Annotated in this window: 14 protein-coding genes; 10 read left to right on the forward strand and 4 right to left on the reverse strand. The window is 64.7% G+C overall.

The features are described from left to right. From AXK11_RS04150 to AXK11_RS04160, 3 genes are all read right to left on the reverse strand, one after another. On the reverse strand, window positions 1–809 hold an 809-nt coding region (locus tag AXK11_RS04150), incomplete at its 3' end, for a homoserine kinase (RefSeq protein WP_068629625.1). After that, window positions 810–1,289: an SsrA-binding protein SmpB gene (gene smpB / locus AXK11_RS04155; protein ID WP_068629627.1), complete on the reverse strand. Its 480-nt coding sequence runs from the start codon at window positions 1,287–1,289 to the stop codon at window positions 810–812. Between the two features lie 165 nt (window positions 1,290–1,454). After that, on the reverse strand, window positions 1,455–1,655 hold the full coding sequence (locus AXK11_RS04160) for a DNA-directed RNA polymerase subunit omega (protein WP_068629629.1): 201 nt from the start codon (window positions 1,653–1,655) through the stop codon (window positions 1,455–1,457). A 115-nt stretch (window positions 1,656–1,770) separates the two neighbouring features. On the opposite strand from AXK11_RS04160, the gene cutA reads away from it, so the two are divergent. The 4 genes from cutA (at window position 1,771) to fabV (ending at window position 6,008) form a co-directional block, all read left to right on the forward strand. Further along, entirely contained in the window at window positions 1,771–2,094 is a 324-nt protein-coding gene (gene cutA / locus AXK11_RS04165) for a divalent-cation tolerance protein CutA (protein WP_231865754.1), read from the forward strand. A gap of 57 nt (window positions 2,095–2,151) precedes the next feature. Next, entirely contained in the window at window positions 2,152–2,307 is a 156-nt protein-coding gene (locus tag AXK11_RS09395; RefSeq protein ID WP_082780876.1) for a small basic protein, read from the forward strand. Between the two features lie 364 nt (window positions 2,308–2,671). Next, the gene (locus AXK11_RS04170; protein ID WP_068629631.1) at window positions 2,672–4,396 is read left to right on the forward strand and encodes an exosortase/archaeosortase family protein; all 1,725 of its coding nucleotides are present in this window, start codon (window positions 2,672–2,674) and stop codon (window positions 4,394–4,396) included. Window positions 4,397–4,823: 427 nt separating this feature from the next. Beyond that, the gene (gene fabV / locus AXK11_RS04175; RefSeq protein ID WP_068629633.1) at window positions 4,824–6,008 is read left to right on the forward strand and encodes an enoyl-ACP reductase FabV; all 1,185 of its coding nucleotides are present in this window, start codon (window positions 4,824–4,826) and stop codon (window positions 6,006–6,008) included. 191 nt (window positions 6,009–6,199) lie between these two features. Here fabV and AXK11_RS04180 read toward each other — a convergent pair whose 3' ends face one another. Beyond that, a complete protein-coding gene (locus AXK11_RS04180) occupies window positions 6,200–7,480 on the reverse strand; it encodes an MFS transporter (protein WP_068629635.1) in 1,281 nt (426 codons plus the stop codon). A gap of 119 nt (window positions 7,481–7,599) precedes the next feature. On the opposite strand from AXK11_RS04180, the gene AXK11_RS04185 reads away from it, so the two are divergent. The 6 genes from AXK11_RS04185 to AXK11_RS04210 all read left to right on the forward strand — a co-directional run bounded on the left by AXK11_RS04185 (window position 7,600) and on the right by AXK11_RS04210 (window position 15,911). Beyond that, the gene (locus AXK11_RS04185) at window positions 7,600–8,382 is read left to right on the forward strand and encodes a ParA family protein (RefSeq protein ID WP_068629637.1); all 783 of its coding nucleotides are present in this window, start codon (window positions 7,600–7,602) and stop codon (window positions 8,380–8,382) included. Window positions 8,383–8,610: 228 nt separating this feature from the next. Next, complete coding sequence (locus tag AXK11_RS04190) at window positions 8,611–9,417, forward strand: ABC transporter permease (RefSeq protein WP_068629638.1); 807 nt, start codon at window positions 8,611–8,613, stop codon at window positions 9,415–9,417. Window positions 9,418–9,499: 82 nt separating this feature from the next. Continuing rightward, window positions 9,500–10,348, forward strand: a complete 849-nt coding sequence (locus AXK11_RS04195) for an ABC transporter permease (protein ID WP_082780877.1) — start codon at window positions 9,500–9,502, stop codon at window positions 10,346–10,348. Between the two features lie 99 nt (window positions 10,349–10,447). Further along, window positions 10,448–11,203, forward strand: a complete 756-nt coding sequence (gene rnc / locus AXK11_RS04200; protein WP_068629640.1) for a ribonuclease III — start codon at window positions 10,448–10,450, stop codon at window positions 11,201–11,203. After that, window positions 11,200–14,877: a transcription-repair coupling factor gene (gene mfd, locus AXK11_RS04205; RefSeq protein WP_068629642.1), complete on the forward strand. Its 3,678-nt coding sequence runs from the start codon at window positions 11,200–11,202 to the stop codon at window positions 14,875–14,877. Before rnc ends, mfd begins: the two co-directional genes overlap by 4 nt. Beyond that, window positions 14,874–15,911 (forward strand): peptidylprolyl isomerase, encoded by a 1,038-nt coding sequence (locus AXK11_RS04210; RefSeq protein WP_068629643.1) that lies wholly within the window; start codon window positions 14,874–14,876, stop codon window positions 15,909–15,911. Before mfd ends, AXK11_RS04210 begins: the two co-directional genes overlap by 4 nt. Window positions 15,912–16,297 lie beyond the last annotated feature (386 nt).

Genomic DNA, 16,297 nt, shown 5'->3' on the forward strand with positions numbered 1-16,297 from the left:
ATGAAATCGCTGGTCGCGCCGCGCAGCCGTTCGTAGTCGCCGGTGAGCATTGCCGCGCTGAGGTAGCTCGCGCTGTTGATGCTGCGCACAGCGTCGAAGTACGGCAGCGTCTGCGGCAGTACCCCGCGCGATGCGTGGGTGGAAACCTCAAGCAGGGGAGCCACAGTCACAAAGACGAGCGTCTCCGGCACCGCGACGCGAATCGTATCGACGTAGTGGCCCGACTGCGGATCGGAGCGCGCCACGCAAAAGCCGCCGAGCACGCCCGACGATGCGTTGTCGGGATGCCCCTCCAGCTCGCTGACGAGCCGCACAATGTCTTCGCGGCTGAGCTGCGCACCCGCCAGCGCGTTGAGGCCGGCGAGCACCCCCGCGCGCACGGTGACGCTCGACCCGAGACCGCGACTTGGCGGCACCTCGCCCTCGATCCGGTAGCGAAAGCCAAAGGCGGCGCGCTGCGTCGCCGCGAAAAAGTGTGCCGCCACTTCGGCCACCATTTTTTTGGCGCGCGCATCCGAGCCGCGCTCGGGAACCGGGACAGGCGCAGGGGCGGCGGCAGAAGTGTTTGCGGCTGTGCCGGCGGCACCGTGCGCAGGTTCATCCTGCCGCGTCACCGTGATCCGGTTATTAAGGCTCACCGCCATGCCCAGTGTGTCGAAGCCCGCGCCAAAATTGGAAGTGCTCCCGGGCACGGTCACGGTGACCTGGCGCAGCGGCGGCGGCGCAGTGGCCGACCGGGGTGCGGGAGCAGGCGAACTAGCCGTGGTGGGCGCCACAGCGGCGCTGGGGGAGGAGGTCGGCGAGGTCATTTAGGCGCGGCGGCGGGCTTTCATCTCTTTATCAATTTCGCGGTCGAGCATCTTCTTTTTGAGAGTCTCGCGCTTGTCGAAGAGCTTTTTGCCGGTGCACAGGCCTAGCTCCACCTTGACCAGGGCCTCCTTGAAATACATCCGCAGCGGGATCAGCGCGCGCCCGCCCGTCTCCATCTCCTGGGCGATCTTGCGCATCTGGTGTCGGTGCAGCAGCAGCTTTCGCAGGCGGCGCGCATCGTGGTTGTTGATGTTGCCAAAGGCGTACTGCTCGATGTGCGCGTTGTAGAGCCACAGCTCGCCGCGCTCGTAGCGGGCGAAGGCGTCGTTGATCTGCGCGCGGCCCGCACGGATCGACTTCACCTCCGTGCCGCGCAGGGCGATCCCCGCCTCGAAGCGCTCGTCCACGAAGTAGTCGCGCAGGGCTTTCGCGTTGCGCACTTCGTTGTGGCGTTTGGCTTTGGTCTTGGCAGCGGCCATTGGTGAAAAGGGAGGAAAAGACAGGAGGCACAAAAAAAGCGGCACACCGGCGGGGTCGAAGACCCATTTTATCGCCGAGGCCGCTATTTCGGTTTTTTTAAAAGAAAATCAAGTCGCGCACAAATGACGCGGAGGGAGCCGCGTAACGGCAGCGCGGGCTATGCTCTAGCCCTCCGCCAGCTCGAAGCTGATCTTGCCCTCAATGATCTCGCGCAGCGCGATCTCCTCCGAAGAGAGTTTTTCGAGCGACTCGACCAGTGGACGATTGCCGCGCTTGAGCTGCTTCACCCGGTGCGAGACCACATTGATCAACATGTTCGGGTCGGTGATGACTTTTTGCGCGGCCTTGATGTAGTCGTCTCTCATAGATTGCAGGAAAGTTAGCGGGCAGAAGGGCCGGGGATTTCTGGGCCCGGGCAACAGAGCGTCAAGGGGGAAATCCGGCTTGCGCCGGTGGCGCGCCCGAAGGGAGCCTCCCGGCATGCCCGACGCTCCGAAACTGTGGATTGCCTGGACGAGCCTGAGCTCGCGCGAAGACGCCGAAGGGATCGCCCGCCAAACGGTCGAGCAAGGCCTGGCCGCATGTGTGCAGCTCGACGGCCCCATCCGCTCTACCTACCGCTGGCAAGGCCAGCTTGAGCAAACCGAAGAATGGCGGCTGTGCTTCAAGCTCCTGCCCGAGCAGGCCGCCGCGCTCGAAGCGCTCGTCCACCGCCTGCACCCTTACGAAGTGCCCGAGTGGCTTTGCGTAGAAGCCGCGCAAGTGAGCGAAAAATACTTGTCATGGGCGCGCAGCTCCGGCTGACTCCGCCCCTTTTCTCCGCAGCGCGGGGCAACACAAAACCCTCCACCATTTACCGTCATGTCGCAGCACAACAGTCTCCAAGGCCCCCGTGGCATCGTAGTTAAGCGCAACGTCCTCAAGCGCTTCGAGCGCGTAGAAATCCTGCGCAAACGTGGCCAGTGGAAAGCCGGCGACCGCGTCCAGGGCCTCAAAAAGACCACGCCCGAAGTCTGAAGGGCCCTCCGCACTCTCTGCGTGCGGGCGCCCTCCCCTCCCATTGGGCATTCGGCCTGGTCGATCCGCCAGACGCCGGCAGGCCAGTCTTCCGCTTTTCCCCAAACCGCCAGCTCCACCGCCCGGCGGTTTTTTTGTGCCTGTCAATTGGCCGGGCAAGCCATCCGTTACACGGTTTCCCGTTGTGTGAGTTTGAGCTTCGGAGAGGTGAAAAGGGGCGCGTAGATCCGCGCAGGGAGCTGCGCAAATTTACGGGCGAGGTGGGGCTGTTGCGGTGGGAGCGGCGGCCTTATCCACAGCTTGCAGCGGAATCTGCGTAGGCCTTCACTTCACTTCTCCTCCCCCTCGCCCAAGCACAGCGTCCATGAACCTTTCGTCCTGTCTTTCGTTTTTTAACTCACTGCACTGGCTGCTGAGGCTCAGCCTGTTGCTGATCGTGTGCGTGCTCGGGGCCAACGTCGCGCTGCTGTGGCCGCACTGGCGGGAAAACCCCGATTTGTCGCACGGTTTTTTCGTTCCGATCCTGTTTCTGCTACTGCTTCGCGAGGGGATCCAGCAGCCGCGCGCGCGCTATCTCCCCGCGCACTGGATAAAGACCGCCGCAGCCTACGGTTTGTTCGCGGGTGGCTTGCTGGTAGTCGCGGCAGGCGGGCTCTATTCGGCAGCGGTCGGCTGGAATCACTCGCTCGTGGTTTTCACGATAACGGCGGGCGTGGTGATGCTGCTCTGCGGTGCGCTGCTCGTGTTTTCCGATGAGGGCCGACGGCTCGTCCCGTTTAACTGGCCAATCCTCGTCGCAATCGGGCTGTGGATCCTGTGCGCGCCGATCCCGCCCGGCACTTACAGCAAGCTGATCGTCGCCCTGCAATTGATGGTGACCGAGCACGTGATCGGCGCGCTGCACTTGCTGGGCATCATCGCCACGCAGCAGGGCAACATCATCGAGCTGGCGACGACACAGGTCGGCATCGAGGAGGCCTGTAGCGGGGTGCGCAGCCTGATCTCCTGCGTCTTCGCGGGCTTCTTTTTCTCGGCAAGCCTGGTGCGGCAAACCTGGGCGCGGGTGCTCATCATCGCGCTGGCACCGCCGCTGGCGATGATCATGAACTTCCTGCGCTCACTCACGCTCACGCTCATGGCCAATGCCGGGATGGATATCAACGGCACGCTGCACGATGTGACGGGCTTTGCCGTGCTCGGGATCACTGCGGCGCTCCTCAGCGGGCTCGCCATCCTGCTTGATCGCCCCGCGCCCGAAGACCGGTTGCCCGCATCCGCCACAACTGCGGCTGCCGACGAAAGCGCAGCGGGTGACGGTGCCGCGGCCGCGACCGCAGCGACGCGTAACGAAGCGCCCGCAGCGCCCACTCGTTCGCAGCCACGCCGCCGCGCCGCACGCCCGATAGCCGATGCGCTCGGGCTGGCCTCCGCGCTCGGAGCGACCTGCCTGATCGGGTTGGTTTTTGTGGTGCTGACCCGCTCGGAAAACGATTCGACGACCGCCTACCATCCCGACCTTCTGGAGCTGCTCCCGAGTCGCTCGGCGGGCTGGCAAGTCAACGCCAACCCCCAGCTCGACCAATTCGCAGGCGTGCTCAAAACCGACAATCTCGCCGAGCGCACTTACAGGAAAAAGACCGAGGACGGGCGCGACCTGCAGCTCACCGTTTACCTCGCCTACTGGGAGCCCGGCAGCACTTCCGTGAGCCAGGTCGCCATGCACACACCGGACGCTTGCTGGCCGGGCGCAGGCTGGACGCTCGTCGAAGAAGACCACAGCCCGCCGCGCGAAGCCCTCGCATTAACCGAGACGAAAACCCTGCCCACCGCCGAAGCCCGCCACTTCAAAAACGGCAACTACCCGCAGTACGTCTGGTTCTGGCACCTCTACGACGGCCGCCCGATCGCCTACGAAGACCCGCGCTCGGTGCTCCGCCTGCTCAAGCAAGCCTGGGATCACGGCTTCAGCCGCAACGGCAGCCAGTGCTTCATCCGCGTCTCCGCCAACATCCCGTGGACGGAGCTGCGCGATGAGCCACTGCTCAACGAGGTTTTCGAAAACCTGCGCCCACTCGGCCTCGACGCGTAAAACAGTCGAAGCCTGCCGCTACGCGCGGGGCGGTGGCGGGGCGCCACGTGCCATTGGATTTGCGATTTTGCCCGTGCGCTACGCGCCCGGACAAAATCGCAAATTTCGCTCCCCCTGTCGCGCTCCGCTGCGACAGGAGATGGAACTCAAAACGCGAATGAAGCGTAAACCCATTTGGGCAAGATGAAGCGATTTGCCGGTAAATCACCGACTAATGGTCGGGACCTTTCTACTATGCGGCTTGTTCGTCGGGCGGAACGCCCGACTGCAAGCCGCATAGTAAATGGGTGCAGGCACCGCCTGGCGCCGCCCGCGTAGGGCAACCAGCCCGCCACCGCCCCACGCGTAGTGGGAAAGCAGTGGTCGTCTTTTCGGCGACCCTTTGGAATCGACGAGCTGCGGTGCAGTAGAAACACTCCGCGCCCCTATGATCATCAAACCCAAGGTTCGCGGTTTCGTTTGTGTCACGGCCCACCCCGACGGCTGCGCCGCGCACGTCCAGGAATGGATTGATTACGTAAAAGCCCAGCCTGCCATTGAGGGCGGCCCGAAGAAAGTCTTGGTCATCGGCAGCTCCACGGGCTACGGGCTGGCCTCGCGGCTCGCGCTGGCCTTTGGCGCGCGCGCCTCGACTCTCGGCGTTTTCTTCGAGCGCCCCTCGGAGGAAGGCCGTCCCGCGACCCCCGGCTGGTACAACACCATCGCGCTCACCAAGGCTGCCCGCGCCGAAGGGCTCTACGCCCGCAACATCATGGGCGACGCATTTTCCGACGAGATCAAGGCGCAGACCATCGAGGCGATCAAAGCCGACCTCGGCCAGGTCGACCTCGTCGTCTACTCGCTGGCCTCGCCCCGCCGCGTCCACCCGAAGACCGGCACCGTGCACAAGTCCTGCCTCAAACCCATCGGTGCGCCGTACACGAACAAAACGGTCGATACCGACAAAGGGCTCGTCAGCACAATCACCATCGAGCCTGCGAGCGCAGAAGAAGTCGCCGAAACCGTGGCCGTGATGGGCGGTGAAGACTGGGAAATGTGGATCGACGCGCTCGCCGCGGCGGGCGTTCTCGCGCCCGGGGCGCAGAGCCTCGCCTACTCCTATATCGGCCCCGAAGTCACCTGGCCGATCTACCAAAACGGCACCATCGGCATGGCCAAAAACGACCTCAGCCGCGCCGCCAAAGCCATCGATGCGAAGCTGGGGGCGAGCGGTGGCCGCGCCTTCATCTCGGTGAACAAAGCGCTCGTCACCCAAGCCAGCTCGGCGATCCCCGTCGTCCCGCTCTACATTTCGCTGCTCTACAAAGTGATGAAAGCGGCGGGCCTCCACGAAGGCTGCATCGAGCAAATGCACCGGCTCTTCGCCACCCAGGTTTACAACGGCAACAGCCCCCGCTTCGACGAAGCGGGCCGCGTGCGCATCGACGATTGGGAAATGCGCCCCGAGATCCAGGCGGCAGTCGCCCGACTCTGGCCCACGATCACGACCGAAAACCTGGAGGCCGAGACCGACATCGCGGGCTACCGCGCGGAGTTCCTCAAGCTCTTCGGCTTCGGGCTCCCCGGCGTCGATTACGAGGCGCCCGCCGAGCCTCACGTCCCGCTCATCTGAGCAGCGAGATGCGGGCGAAAAAAAACGTCCGCTAAAACGTCCGCCGCGCGGCCGTCAAACGGCTGTCGAGCTCCTGCACCTTTACGGACAAGCACCGCTCCCGAATCCGGAGCGGTGCGTTTTTTTTTGTGCGAAACCGAGGCGGCCGCTCACGGGAGCCCCCGCCTCCGCTCGCCCGCCCCGCTCTTGTTTTACGTGCGGGCTTGGGCCGGGTCTTTGGGCAGGAAACCGGCGAGGAGGCCGATTAGCGGCAGCCACGCGCAGAGGTGGAAAACGAAGTTGAGGCTCGTCGCATCGGCGAGGCGGCCAAGCAGCGCCGAGCTGAGTCCGCCCGCGCCAAAGGAAAACCCGAAGAAAAGCCCGGAGACCAAGCCCACCCGCCCGGGAATCAACTCCTGCGCGTAGACGAGGATCGCCGAAAAAGCCGAGGCGAGGATCACTCCGATGAAGATCGTGAGTACCACCATCGCCCACAGCGTGCCAACCTGAGGCAAGGCCAGCGCAAACGGAGCCGAGCCCAGGATCGATGCCCAGATCACCCGCTTGCGCCCGACGCGGTCGCCCACGAGCCCGCCGACAATCGTCCCCGCCGCCACCGCAAATAAAAACGCGAACAGGCAAAGCTGCGCGGTGTAGACGCTCACACCCAGCCGCTCGATCAGGTAGAACGTGTAGTAGTTGCTGAGGCTGGCCATGTAGAAGTACTTGGAGAAACTCAGCAGCAGCAGGATCACGACCACCCACCACACGCGCCCGGGCCGCATCGTAGCAGCGCCCGAGCCCGTCGCGGGCACTGCTGCTGCGGAAACCGGATTTGCAGCGCGCGCCCTCACCTGCTCCGCGCGAAGCGGCTTCGCGCTCACGTTTTTTGCCCGCCCCAGGTACTCGCTGTACCAGCGCCCCACCCAGGAGAGGACGGCGATTGCCAGCACCGCGATCAGCCCAAACCAGAGCAGCGCCCCCTGTCCGCGCGCCACCACCACCATCGCCGCCAGCGGCCCGAACGAGGAGCCCAGGTTTCCGCCCACCTGAAAAAACGATTGGGCAAAACCGTGCCGCCCGCCCGAAGCCATCCGAGCCACGCGCGACGACTCGGGGTGAAAAATCGCCGAGCCTGTCCCGAGTAGCGCCACGGCAAAAATAATCACCGGATAGCTCCACGCCTGCGACAGCAGCACCAAGCCCAGCAGCGTAATCCCCATACCCAGCGGCAGCGAGTACGGCATCGGCCGCCGATCCGTGTAAAAGCCGATGACCGGCTGGAGCAGGGAGCCCGCCAACTGAAACACGAAAGTGATGAGCCCGATCTGCCCGTAGTTTAGCGCGAACGATTCCTTGAGCACCGGATACATCGCCACCGGCAGCGTCTGGATCGTGTCGTTGAGCAAGTGGGCCACACTCAGCGCGACCAGCACGCTCATCACTGCCTGCCTGGCGCGGCCATGCTCTGAAGAAATCGGAACACTTTTCATAAAAAAGAAGCGCGCAGACTGTCCCGCCCAAGCCGCGACGCTACGAAAAAAGCGGTCATGGATCCCTTGCCGCCGAAAGATAATCGCCCCTTACTCCGGCCTCCTTTCGCCCATCACCCATGCCCACCACTACGGTCTTCACAATCGCCAACCAGAAAGGCGGCGTCGGCAAAACCACCACCGCCGTAAACCTCGCCGCGGCGCTCGCCGAAAAGAAAATCCCCACGCTGCTGATCGACCTCGATCCGCAGGCCAATGCGACCAGCGCGCTCGGCATCGAGAAAACCGAAGGCCGCAGCCTCTACGGCCCGCTGCGCGGCGAAGGCGCCGCCGCCGAGATGCTCACGCCTACCGCGATTGCCGGCCTGACGCTGATCCCGTCGGAGGAGGATCTCGCTGCCGCCGAGATCGAAATCGCCCAGAGCGAAAACTACCTGCAACTGCTGCGCCGCATACTGGAGCCGCTGCGCAACAGCGGCGACTACCGCGCCATCTTGATCGATTGCCCACCCGCGCTCGGCATGCTCTCGATGAACAGCCTGTGCGCGGCGGACTCGCTGCTGATCACGCTCCAGTGCGAGTACATGGCGCTCGAAGGGCTCGGCCAGATCTTGCGCAACGTCGAGCGGCTCAAGTCCGCCAACATCAACGCCGACCTGGAGCTCGGCGGCATCGTGATGACGATGTTTGACGCGCGCACGAACCTCTCGCGCCAAGTCGTCGACGAGGTCAAGGCGCACCTGCCCGACAAGATCTTCAACACACTGATCCCGCGCAGCGTGCGGCTGAGCGAAGCCCCGAGCTTTGGGCAAACGATCTTTGACTACGATGCACAGAGCGCGGGCTCGCTCGCCTACCGCGCGCTCGGTGCCGAGGTCATCAAACGCTTTGGGCTGAAGTGACCTCGTGCGGAAGTCGCACGGGCCACTTCGCCGTTGCGCCGCCACATTGTCCCCGAAAGACGACGCACTCCGCATTTCGCACTCCGCAACAATTCCACGCGCCCCGCGCCACCCCATCGTCTGCCGGCGGCGGCGCCTCCACTCCGCTCTCACGCCTCACAAAAACTTTCCCTCGCCTCGCCCTGCCCTGCCTGACGAACGGCCCGCAAAGCACCGCTCGCCTACACAATGAGACAAGCCGCCAAATACGCCCAAGTCTTCCTCGTCGGTCTACAGAGCAACCTCGTCTACCGGTGGAACTTTCTGCTGCGCGGGAGCTTCTCGCTGTTTCACCTGCTCGGCGTGTTCATCCTCTGGGGCGCGGCGTTTCAGGGCACCGACTCGATCGGCGGCTTCGACGTGCGGCAGACGATGACGTACTTCATCTCGCTGATCGTCCTCCAGTTCTTCATCGCTGCGTCCAACGAGGATCACCAGATCAGCGACGAAATCCGCAACGGGCTGATCAACCAGTTCCTGCTAAAGCCGATCAGCTACTTCCTCTACCGCTTCACGATCTACCTGTCGGCGCGGCTCGTCTCCGGGCTGCTCATCCTCGTGCCGCTGGCGCTCGCCTATCCGCTGCTTCGCCACTACATCGTGCTGCCCGACGAGGCCTGGCGCTACGCTGCCGCGATTCCGGCCCTCATCCTCTCCGGCCTCATCCAGTTCAGCATCGCCTACTGCTTCGGGCTGCTGACCTTCTGGTTCCTCGAAATCCAGGGCTTCATCATGCTGTCCTACGCGATTGAGACCGTGCTCGGCGGCAATCTCTTCCCGCTCGATTTGATGCCCGGGCCGATCTTCAAAATCGCGCAGTGGCTGCCTTTTTATTACCAGATGTATTTTCCGGCGGCGATTCTCACGGGCCGGATCGGCCCCGAGCTGGCCGCCCAGGGGCTCCTCATCCAGAGCGCTTGGGTTTGCGCGTTTTTCCTGCTCAACCACCTGTTGTGGAAACGCGGGTTGCGGCTCCACACCGCCGTAGGTGGCTGAGCCGCAAGCGACTACTGCGCGAGACTTCGTGAAATAAGCCAACACCCGCACCCCTCCTCCTCCGCCCCTTCTCCTACCCTCCATGCGCCAGCACAGCACAACGAGCCCCCGCCCCGAGCAGGCCCCGGCAAGCGGGACTGGCCCGCTCCACTACCTGCGGCTCTGGCTCGCTAGCCTGCGCTACTCGATCACGCGCACGCTGATGTTTCGCTTCGACTTCCTGCTGTGGTCCACGGTCGAGCTCCTCTGGATGAGCCTCAACGTGCTGCTCGTCAGCGTCATCTACGCGCACACCGACTCAATCGCCGGCTGGAGCAAGTACGAGATGCTGCTGCTGATCGGCACCTCGATGCTGATCCAGCGCTTCCTGATCGGCTTCTTTTGGACAAACATCCACGAGCTCGGCCAAAACGTGCGCACCGGCCACTTCGACTTTTTTTTGGCCCAGCCCGGGAACCTGATGTTCATGGTATCGACGCGAAAGCTCGATCTCGACGGCCTGGCCAACTCGGTGATCGCGCTGGCCGTGGTCGGCTACTCGGCGCACGAGCTCGGCCTGTCGCCCTCGCTGCTCGACATCGCGGCCTACGGCCTGCTCGTCGGCTGCGGACTGGTGATCCACTACAGCTTCATGCTCACGGTGGTGTCGCTGAGCTTCTGGATCACTAACGCGCAGGGACTCGAAGGCAGCTACTTCACGCTCTTCTCTTTTTCGCGGATCCCGCGCGAAGCATTCAAGGGCCTGACCCAGCTCGTCTTCGTATGGACGCTGCCCGTGGTGATCGTCAGTAACGCACCGGCCAAGACGATCCTCTACGGCTTTAACCCGCAGCTCGGCCTCTGGTTGCTCGGCGCAGCGGCGTTCTGGTTTGGCATCGCCGTCACCGTTTTTCACCGCGGCCTGAAACGCTATTCGAGTGCCAGCTCATGAGCAGATGTGATTCACAGGAACCCTGTGCCCTCCCTCCCGACAACAGCCAGCCCGCGCCAAGAACGGTCTGCGACCGAGTGCGAGCTCACGGATGAACTCATGAAAACGCCCTCGCTCGAAACGCTTCAGCAAAGGCTCGGCTACCGGTTTCGCGACCGCGCGCTGCTGGAGCTCGCACTCGCGCACCCTTCTTCCCTCGCCAGCGAAAGCGCGAGCATCAGCAGCGTAGGCAGCGCGGACACTGGCAGTGCCGCGCGCGACAGACCGCAGTCGAACCAGCGGCTCGAGTTTCTGGGCGATTCGGTGCTCCAGCTCATCCTCACCGAGGCGCTCTACCGGCACTACCCCGATGAGCGCGAAGGCGCACTGAGCACCAAACGGTTCTCCCTCGTCAAAGGCAGCCAGCTCAGCGCGCTCGCGCGCGAGATCGCGCTCTACGACTACATCCGCGTCGGCGCGAGCGAGCGCACGGCGGGCAGTGATGCCAGCAGCCTGCGCGACTCGATTCTCGAAGACGCGCTGGAGGCACTCATCGCGGCGGTGTACCTCGACTCCGATCTCGCCACGGCGCGTGACGTCGTCCTGCGGCTCTACGGCAGCCTGCCCGAAAAACTCGCGCTCGCCCAGCCCACGAGCAACCCCAAGGGCCGCCTCCAGGAGCACGTGCAACCGCTGCACGGCAACCACGCGCTGCGCTACGAGACGGTCGCCACTCATGGCGAGGCGCACGCGCGCGAGTTTGAGGTCGCGCTGTACCTGCACGACCGACTGCTCGCCACTGGCCGCGGCAGCTCGAAACAACGCGCTGAAGAAGCCGCCGCGCGCAGCGCACTCGCCGAGTGGCCCAGCCCATGAGTGCGCAGCCGCCCAACACTGATTTTTGCGCGCTTACCCTCAGCGGGATCTGCCCACCCGCGCGCGGGCTCGCGCTCGCCGAGCTCATCCGCCAGCACCCGCAGGTGCCGCTCTGGCTCGTCCTCGCGCCCGACGCCAAAACCGCCGCGCCGCTCGCCGAAGACATCGTTTTTTTTCACTCACTGCTCCTCGAAACCGGCAGCGGCCCTGCGCCCAGAAAAACCAAAACGAGCAGGCCCAAGTCCCCGCGTGCGGACGCAGATCAGCCCACCTCAAGTGCCGAGCAGCAACCGGAGCGGATAAGCGGCGCGCTGTTTCCCGAGGCGATGCCCGACTCGCGCGACATGCGCGAAGCCTTCGCCGCCTCCAGCGAGCGGCTCGCCATCCTCGGCCAACTGCGCGCACTGCGGGAGCACCCCAGCGGCGAGGGACGCGCGCCGCTGGCCGTCGTCACCACACCCGCCGCGCTGCTCCAGCCCGTGCCTGCGCTCGAAGCACTCGCCGCGCAGGAGATCACGCTGCGGCGCGGTCAGCAGCAGCCCTTTGCCGCGCTGCTGGAGCAGCTCCAGGTACTCGACTACGATTGCGAAGCACTCTGCGAGGCGCCCGGCCACTACGCGGTGCGCGGCGGCATCGTCGACCTGTATCCGGTCACGGCGACGCAGCCGTACCGCATCGACTTCTTCGGCGACGAAATCGAATCCATCCGCCTGCTCGATCCCGTCACCCAGCGCTCGGGCAGCAGCGTCGATGCGATTACGCTTTCTGCGACGCCGCGCATCCAGCTCGATCCGGCGCGCAGCGGCCTCGCCGATTATCTGCCGCAGGGCAGCGCTCTGGTTTTCGTCGAGCCAGCCGAGCTCGAAGACGAGCTGCGCACCGCCACTGCCAACACTCGCGACGGCGCCCAAGGCTCCGACCAAAACGACTCAAACGAGCTCCTGCCGGAGACCGCGCTCGCGCCGCTCCGCGCAAAAGCCGCGCTGCAAATCTGCCTCTGCGAAATCGAGCAGAGCACGTCGCTGACTGCCGCGCTCGAAGCAGCGCCCCACGGCGACGCCAGCAGCAGTGCTGCGCCTCCTGCCCGCGCTGCCCCGCGCGTCCAGAGCATCGAGTGGCAGAGCGAGCCACTCGCGCTGCATCGGCGGCTCCCCTCCGAGGCGCTCCTCGCGCACGAGCGACTCCAGGCCGAGGCCGATACGCGCCGCGATTTTTTACAGCAACTGCTCCGCTGGCAGCGCGAGGGGCTTTCGCTGCACTTCGTCGCCTCAAAGGAGGGCGAAGCGCAGCGCATGGCCGAGATCCTGGAGGAAGAGGGTTTGGGGGAAACGCTGCGCCCGCACATCCACATCGGCAGCCTCAACGAAGGGTTTCGCTTTTGCGCCCAGGCGCGGGGCGCTCCCCCGGTTGTGGCCGGCCACGCCGGCTCTACGGAGACCGCGCCCGCGCACGCTCGCACGCTCATCATCGTCACCGAGACAGAGCTCTTTGGCCGCCAGCGCACACGCCGCCCGCAGCAGGCCGCGCGGCAGGTCGCGCAGCGCTCGCAGATAGACCAGCTCCTCGACTTCTCCGAACTCGCCGAGGGCGACTACGTCGTGCACCTCCAGCACGGCATCGCCCAGTTTCGCGGCCTCGCCACGCTCGACACCGCACAGGGCCCGCGCGAGGTCATTTCGCTGGAGTTTGACGAGCAGGTCACGCTCCACGTGCCGCTGCAAGAGTCGCACCTCATCAGCCGCTACGTGGGCCTCACCAAGGTGCGCCCGCAGCTCGGCAAGGTCGGCAGTGGCCGCTGGGAGAAAACGCGCAAGGCCGCCGAGCGCGCCACCATCGATCTGGCCGCCGAGCTCTTGCGCATCCAGGCCGCGCGCGAGGCGCAGCCCGGCTTCGCCTGCCCCGAAGACACGAATTGGCAAAAGGAGTTTGAAGCGTCCTTCCCCTACACCGAGACGCGCGACCAGCTCCGCGCCATCGAGGACACCAAGGCCGACATGGAGCGCCGCCGCCCGATGGACCGGCTCGTCTGCGGCGACGTCGGCTTCGGCAAGACGGAGGTCGCCATCCGCGCCGCCTTCAAGGCCGTGCAGGGCGGCCGACAGGTGGCGCTACTCGTGCCGACCACCGTCCTCGCGCAGCAGCACCTCAACACCTTTCGCGAGCGCATGGCGGGCTACCCGATTGTGGTCGAGATGCTCAGCCGCTTCCGCTCACGCAAGGAGCAGCAGTCGATCCTCGCCGCCACCGCTGCCGGACAGGTCGATATCCTCATCGGCACGCACCGGCTGCTGCAAAGCGACGTCGTTTTTAAAGAACTCGGCCTGCTGATCGTCGACGAAGAGCAGCGCTTCGGCGTGAAGCACAAGGAGCGCTTCAAGGCGCTGCGCGCCACGCTCGACGTCCTCTCGATGAGTGCGACGCCGATCCCGCGCACGCTCTACATGGCACTGACCGGCGCGCGCGACTTGAGCGTCATCGAAACGCCGCCCGCGGATCGGCACCCGATCCAGACCATCGTTAAAACCTACGACGAAAAACTCGTCGCCGAGGCGATCCGCCACGAGCTGCGCCGGGGCGGCCAGGTCTTCTACCTGCACAACCGCGTACAGACCATCGATCTGGTCGCCGCGCGGCTGCGCGAGCTCGTGCCCGACACACGAGTCGGCATCGGCCACGGGAAGATGGAGCCCACCGAGCTGGAGCGCGTGATGACCGACTTCGTCGCGGGCAAATATCAGGTCCTCGTCTGCACGACCATCATCGAAAGCGGCCTCGATATCCCCAACTGCAACACGATCATCATCGAGAGTGCGGACCGCTTCGGCCTCTCGCAGCTCTACCAATTGCGTGGCCGCGTGGGCCGCTTCAAGCACCAGGCCTACGCCTACCTGCTGCTCCACCGGCATACGCGGCTGCTCGACATCGCCCGCCAGCGGCTCGGCGCCATGCGCCAGCACAACCAGCTCGGCGCGGGCTTCCGGATCGCCATGCGCGACCTGGAGCTGCGCGGCGCAGGAAACCTCCTCGGCTCGCAGCAGAGCGGCCACATCGTCGGCGTGGGCTTCGAGCTCTACTGCCAACTGCTCCGCCAGTCAGTCGCCCGCCTGAAGGGCGAAAAAACGGCCGCCAACATCCGCGCCAGCGTGAAGCTCGACTTCGTGCAAGTCGGCGATGGTAGCGAGGCCGGGAAGGCTGGCCATGACGGGCGGCCAACGAGCCGCCCGCAAAATAAAGGACACTTCGTGTCCGGCTACACCGCGCTGAGGGACGCCGAGCAGGCCGAGGCACTCCCGCCCATCCGCGCCTGCCTGCCCGCAAGCTACATCGCCGAAACGCGGTTGCGGATCGATTTTTACCGACGGCTCGCCCTCGCCCAATCCACCGGGCAACTCAAGGAAATCGCCGCCGAGCTGCGCGACCGTTTCGGGAAATTTGGCGAGCCGGTGAAAGCCCTGTTCGCCCTCACCGAAGTCCGCATCCACGCCGAACAAAAAGGGCTCAGCTCGGTCGAGACCGACGCCGCACGGCTCAAGTGTCTGCGCGCCAGTGGCCGCCCCGACGACTGGGTGCGGATCGGGGCCCGGTTTCCACGGTTGACCGCCCCAAGCCCCCTCCTACGGTTGCGCGAAATCCTCACTTTTCTAAAAAATCTACCCGATCCGCCCAGCCCATGACTTCGCGTCGCCGCCTCGCCTCCGCCCCCCGCTCGCTGCCGCGCCGCAGCGCCCTGTTTTGCGGACTACTCGCCCTCTCCGCGGTCAGCGCATCTTTCCCCACGGCCCTGCTCGCCCAGAGCGATAACCTCGACCTGCGCTTCGCCAACGGCATCGCCGCAATCGCCGAAGACAAGGTCATCACCGTGGACGACATCCGCCGCGAAATCGCCCCGCTGATCCCCGAGATCCAGCGCGCCTCGCGCAACGAAGCCGAGTTTGGCCACCGCCTCGAAGAGCTCCAGGACAGCATCATCCAGGACCTCATCGACCGCGTACTCATCATCAAGGAATTCCGCAAAGATGAGAAAAAGCAGATCCCGCCCGGCTTCGTTGACCGCCGGATCGCCGACATCCAGGCCGAGCAGTTCGACAACGACCGATCCAAGTTCCTCGCCTACCTGCGCACTCGCGGGATCACCATGCGCGAGTACCGCCGTGAGGTAGAGGAAGACATCATCTACGGCTACATGCGAGCCCAGCAGCGCCGCTCGCAGAGCATCATCAGCCCCGTGCGGATCGAGACCTTTTACGAAGAAAATCAGGACCGCTTTTATCAGGAAGACAGCGTGCACCTGCGGCTCATCCAGATAAACCGCAACCCCGGCGAAACCGAGAGCGCGCACTACGCACGCGCCAACGAGATCGTAAACCGCTGCCGCGCCGGCGAACCGTTTGAGGAGCTCGCCCGCCAATACAGCCAGGACTCGCGCCGCAGCCGCGGCGGCGATTGGGGCTGGCAAAAACGCTCCGACCTGAAGGCCGAGTTTAGCGACCCGCTCTTTGAGCTGAAGAAGGGCGAAGTCAGCCCACCGGTGATGACTCCCGAAGGCTGCTTCATCCTCTACGCCCAGGAGCGCAAATACGCAGGCATCCAGCCAATCGACGAAGTGCGCCCCGAGATCGAACACCTGCTCCTCCAACAGATGGGCCGCCAAAGCGAAGACCGCTGGCTCGAACGCCTCCGCCGCAACGGCTACATCAAGCACTACTGATTTGAGGCAGCGGTCCAAGACTGCCACTACGCGTGGGGCAGAGGATGGCCCTACGCGGGCGGCGGTGGCGGGTCGCCACTTCCATTCAATTTGCGATTTTGCACGTGCGCTTTGCGCCCGAACAAAATCGCAAATTTACATGAACCTCCCCCTGTCGCTTCGCGACAGGGTCTTCGACCCTTTTCATGGGCGCGGCCTCGGTTGGGCCGCGTCCGGCTAGCGTTTACTCGTTAACCCAAAAAATCGCCCAAGCCGGTTACCCATCGGTTCTCCGACCCGACCGAAGGTCGGGTATCCCTTACTGTGCGGCTTGTGTGTCGGGCGTTCCGCCCGACACACAAGCCGCACAGTAAATGGGTGCAGGCACCGCCTGCCGCCGCCCGCGT

This window comes from Cephaloticoccus primus, from assembly GCF_001580015.1.
Lineage (GTDB): Bacteria > Verrucomicrobiota > Verrucomicrobiia > Opitutales > Opitutaceae > Cephaloticoccus > Cephaloticoccus primus.

Coding starts and splice junctions, on each gene's coding strand:
- fabV (WP_068629633.1), top strand. CDS start 4,824: ATGATCATCAAACCCAAGGTTCGCGGTTTCGTTTGTGTCACGGCCCAC.
- AXK11_RS04185 (WP_068629637.1), top strand. CDS start 7,600: ATGCCCACCACTACGGTCTTCACAATCGCCAACCAGAAAGGCGGCGTC.
- AXK11_RS04180 (WP_068629635.1), bottom strand. CDS start 7,480: ATGAAAAGTGTTCCGATTTCTTCAGAGCATGGCCGCGCCAGGCAGGCA.
- AXK11_RS04195 (WP_082780877.1), top strand. CDS start 9,500: ATGCGCCAGCACAGCACAACGAGCCCCCGCCCCGAGCAGGCCCCGGCA.
- AXK11_RS04210 (WP_068629643.1), top strand. CDS start 14,874: ATGACTTCGCGTCGCCGCCTCGCCTCCGCCCCCCGCTCGCTGCCGCGC.
- smpB (WP_068629627.1), bottom strand. CDS start 1,289: ATGGCCGCTGCCAAGACCAAAGCCAAACGCCACAACGAAGTGCGCAAC.
- AXK11_RS04160 (WP_068629629.1), bottom strand. CDS start 1,655: ATGAGAGACGACTACATCAAGGCCGCGCAAAAAGTCATCACCGACCCG.
- AXK11_RS04190 (WP_068629638.1), top strand. CDS start 8,611: ATGAGACAAGCCGCCAAATACGCCCAAGTCTTCCTCGTCGGTCTACAG.
- cutA (WP_231865754.1), top strand. CDS start 1,771: ATGCCCGACGCTCCGAAACTGTGGATTGCCTGGACGAGCCTGAGCTCG.
- AXK11_RS09395 (WP_082780876.1), top strand. CDS start 2,152: ATGTCGCAGCACAACAGTCTCCAAGGCCCCCGTGGCATCGTAGTTAAG.
- rnc (WP_068629640.1), top strand. CDS start 10,448: ATGAAAACGCCCTCGCTCGAAACGCTTCAGCAAAGGCTCGGCTACCGG.
- AXK11_RS04170 (WP_068629631.1), top strand. CDS start 2,672: ATGAACCTTTCGTCCTGTCTTTCGTTTTTTAACTCACTGCACTGGCTG.
- mfd (WP_068629642.1), top strand. CDS start 11,200: ATGAGTGCGCAGCCGCCCAACACTGATTTTTGCGCGCTTACCCTCAGC.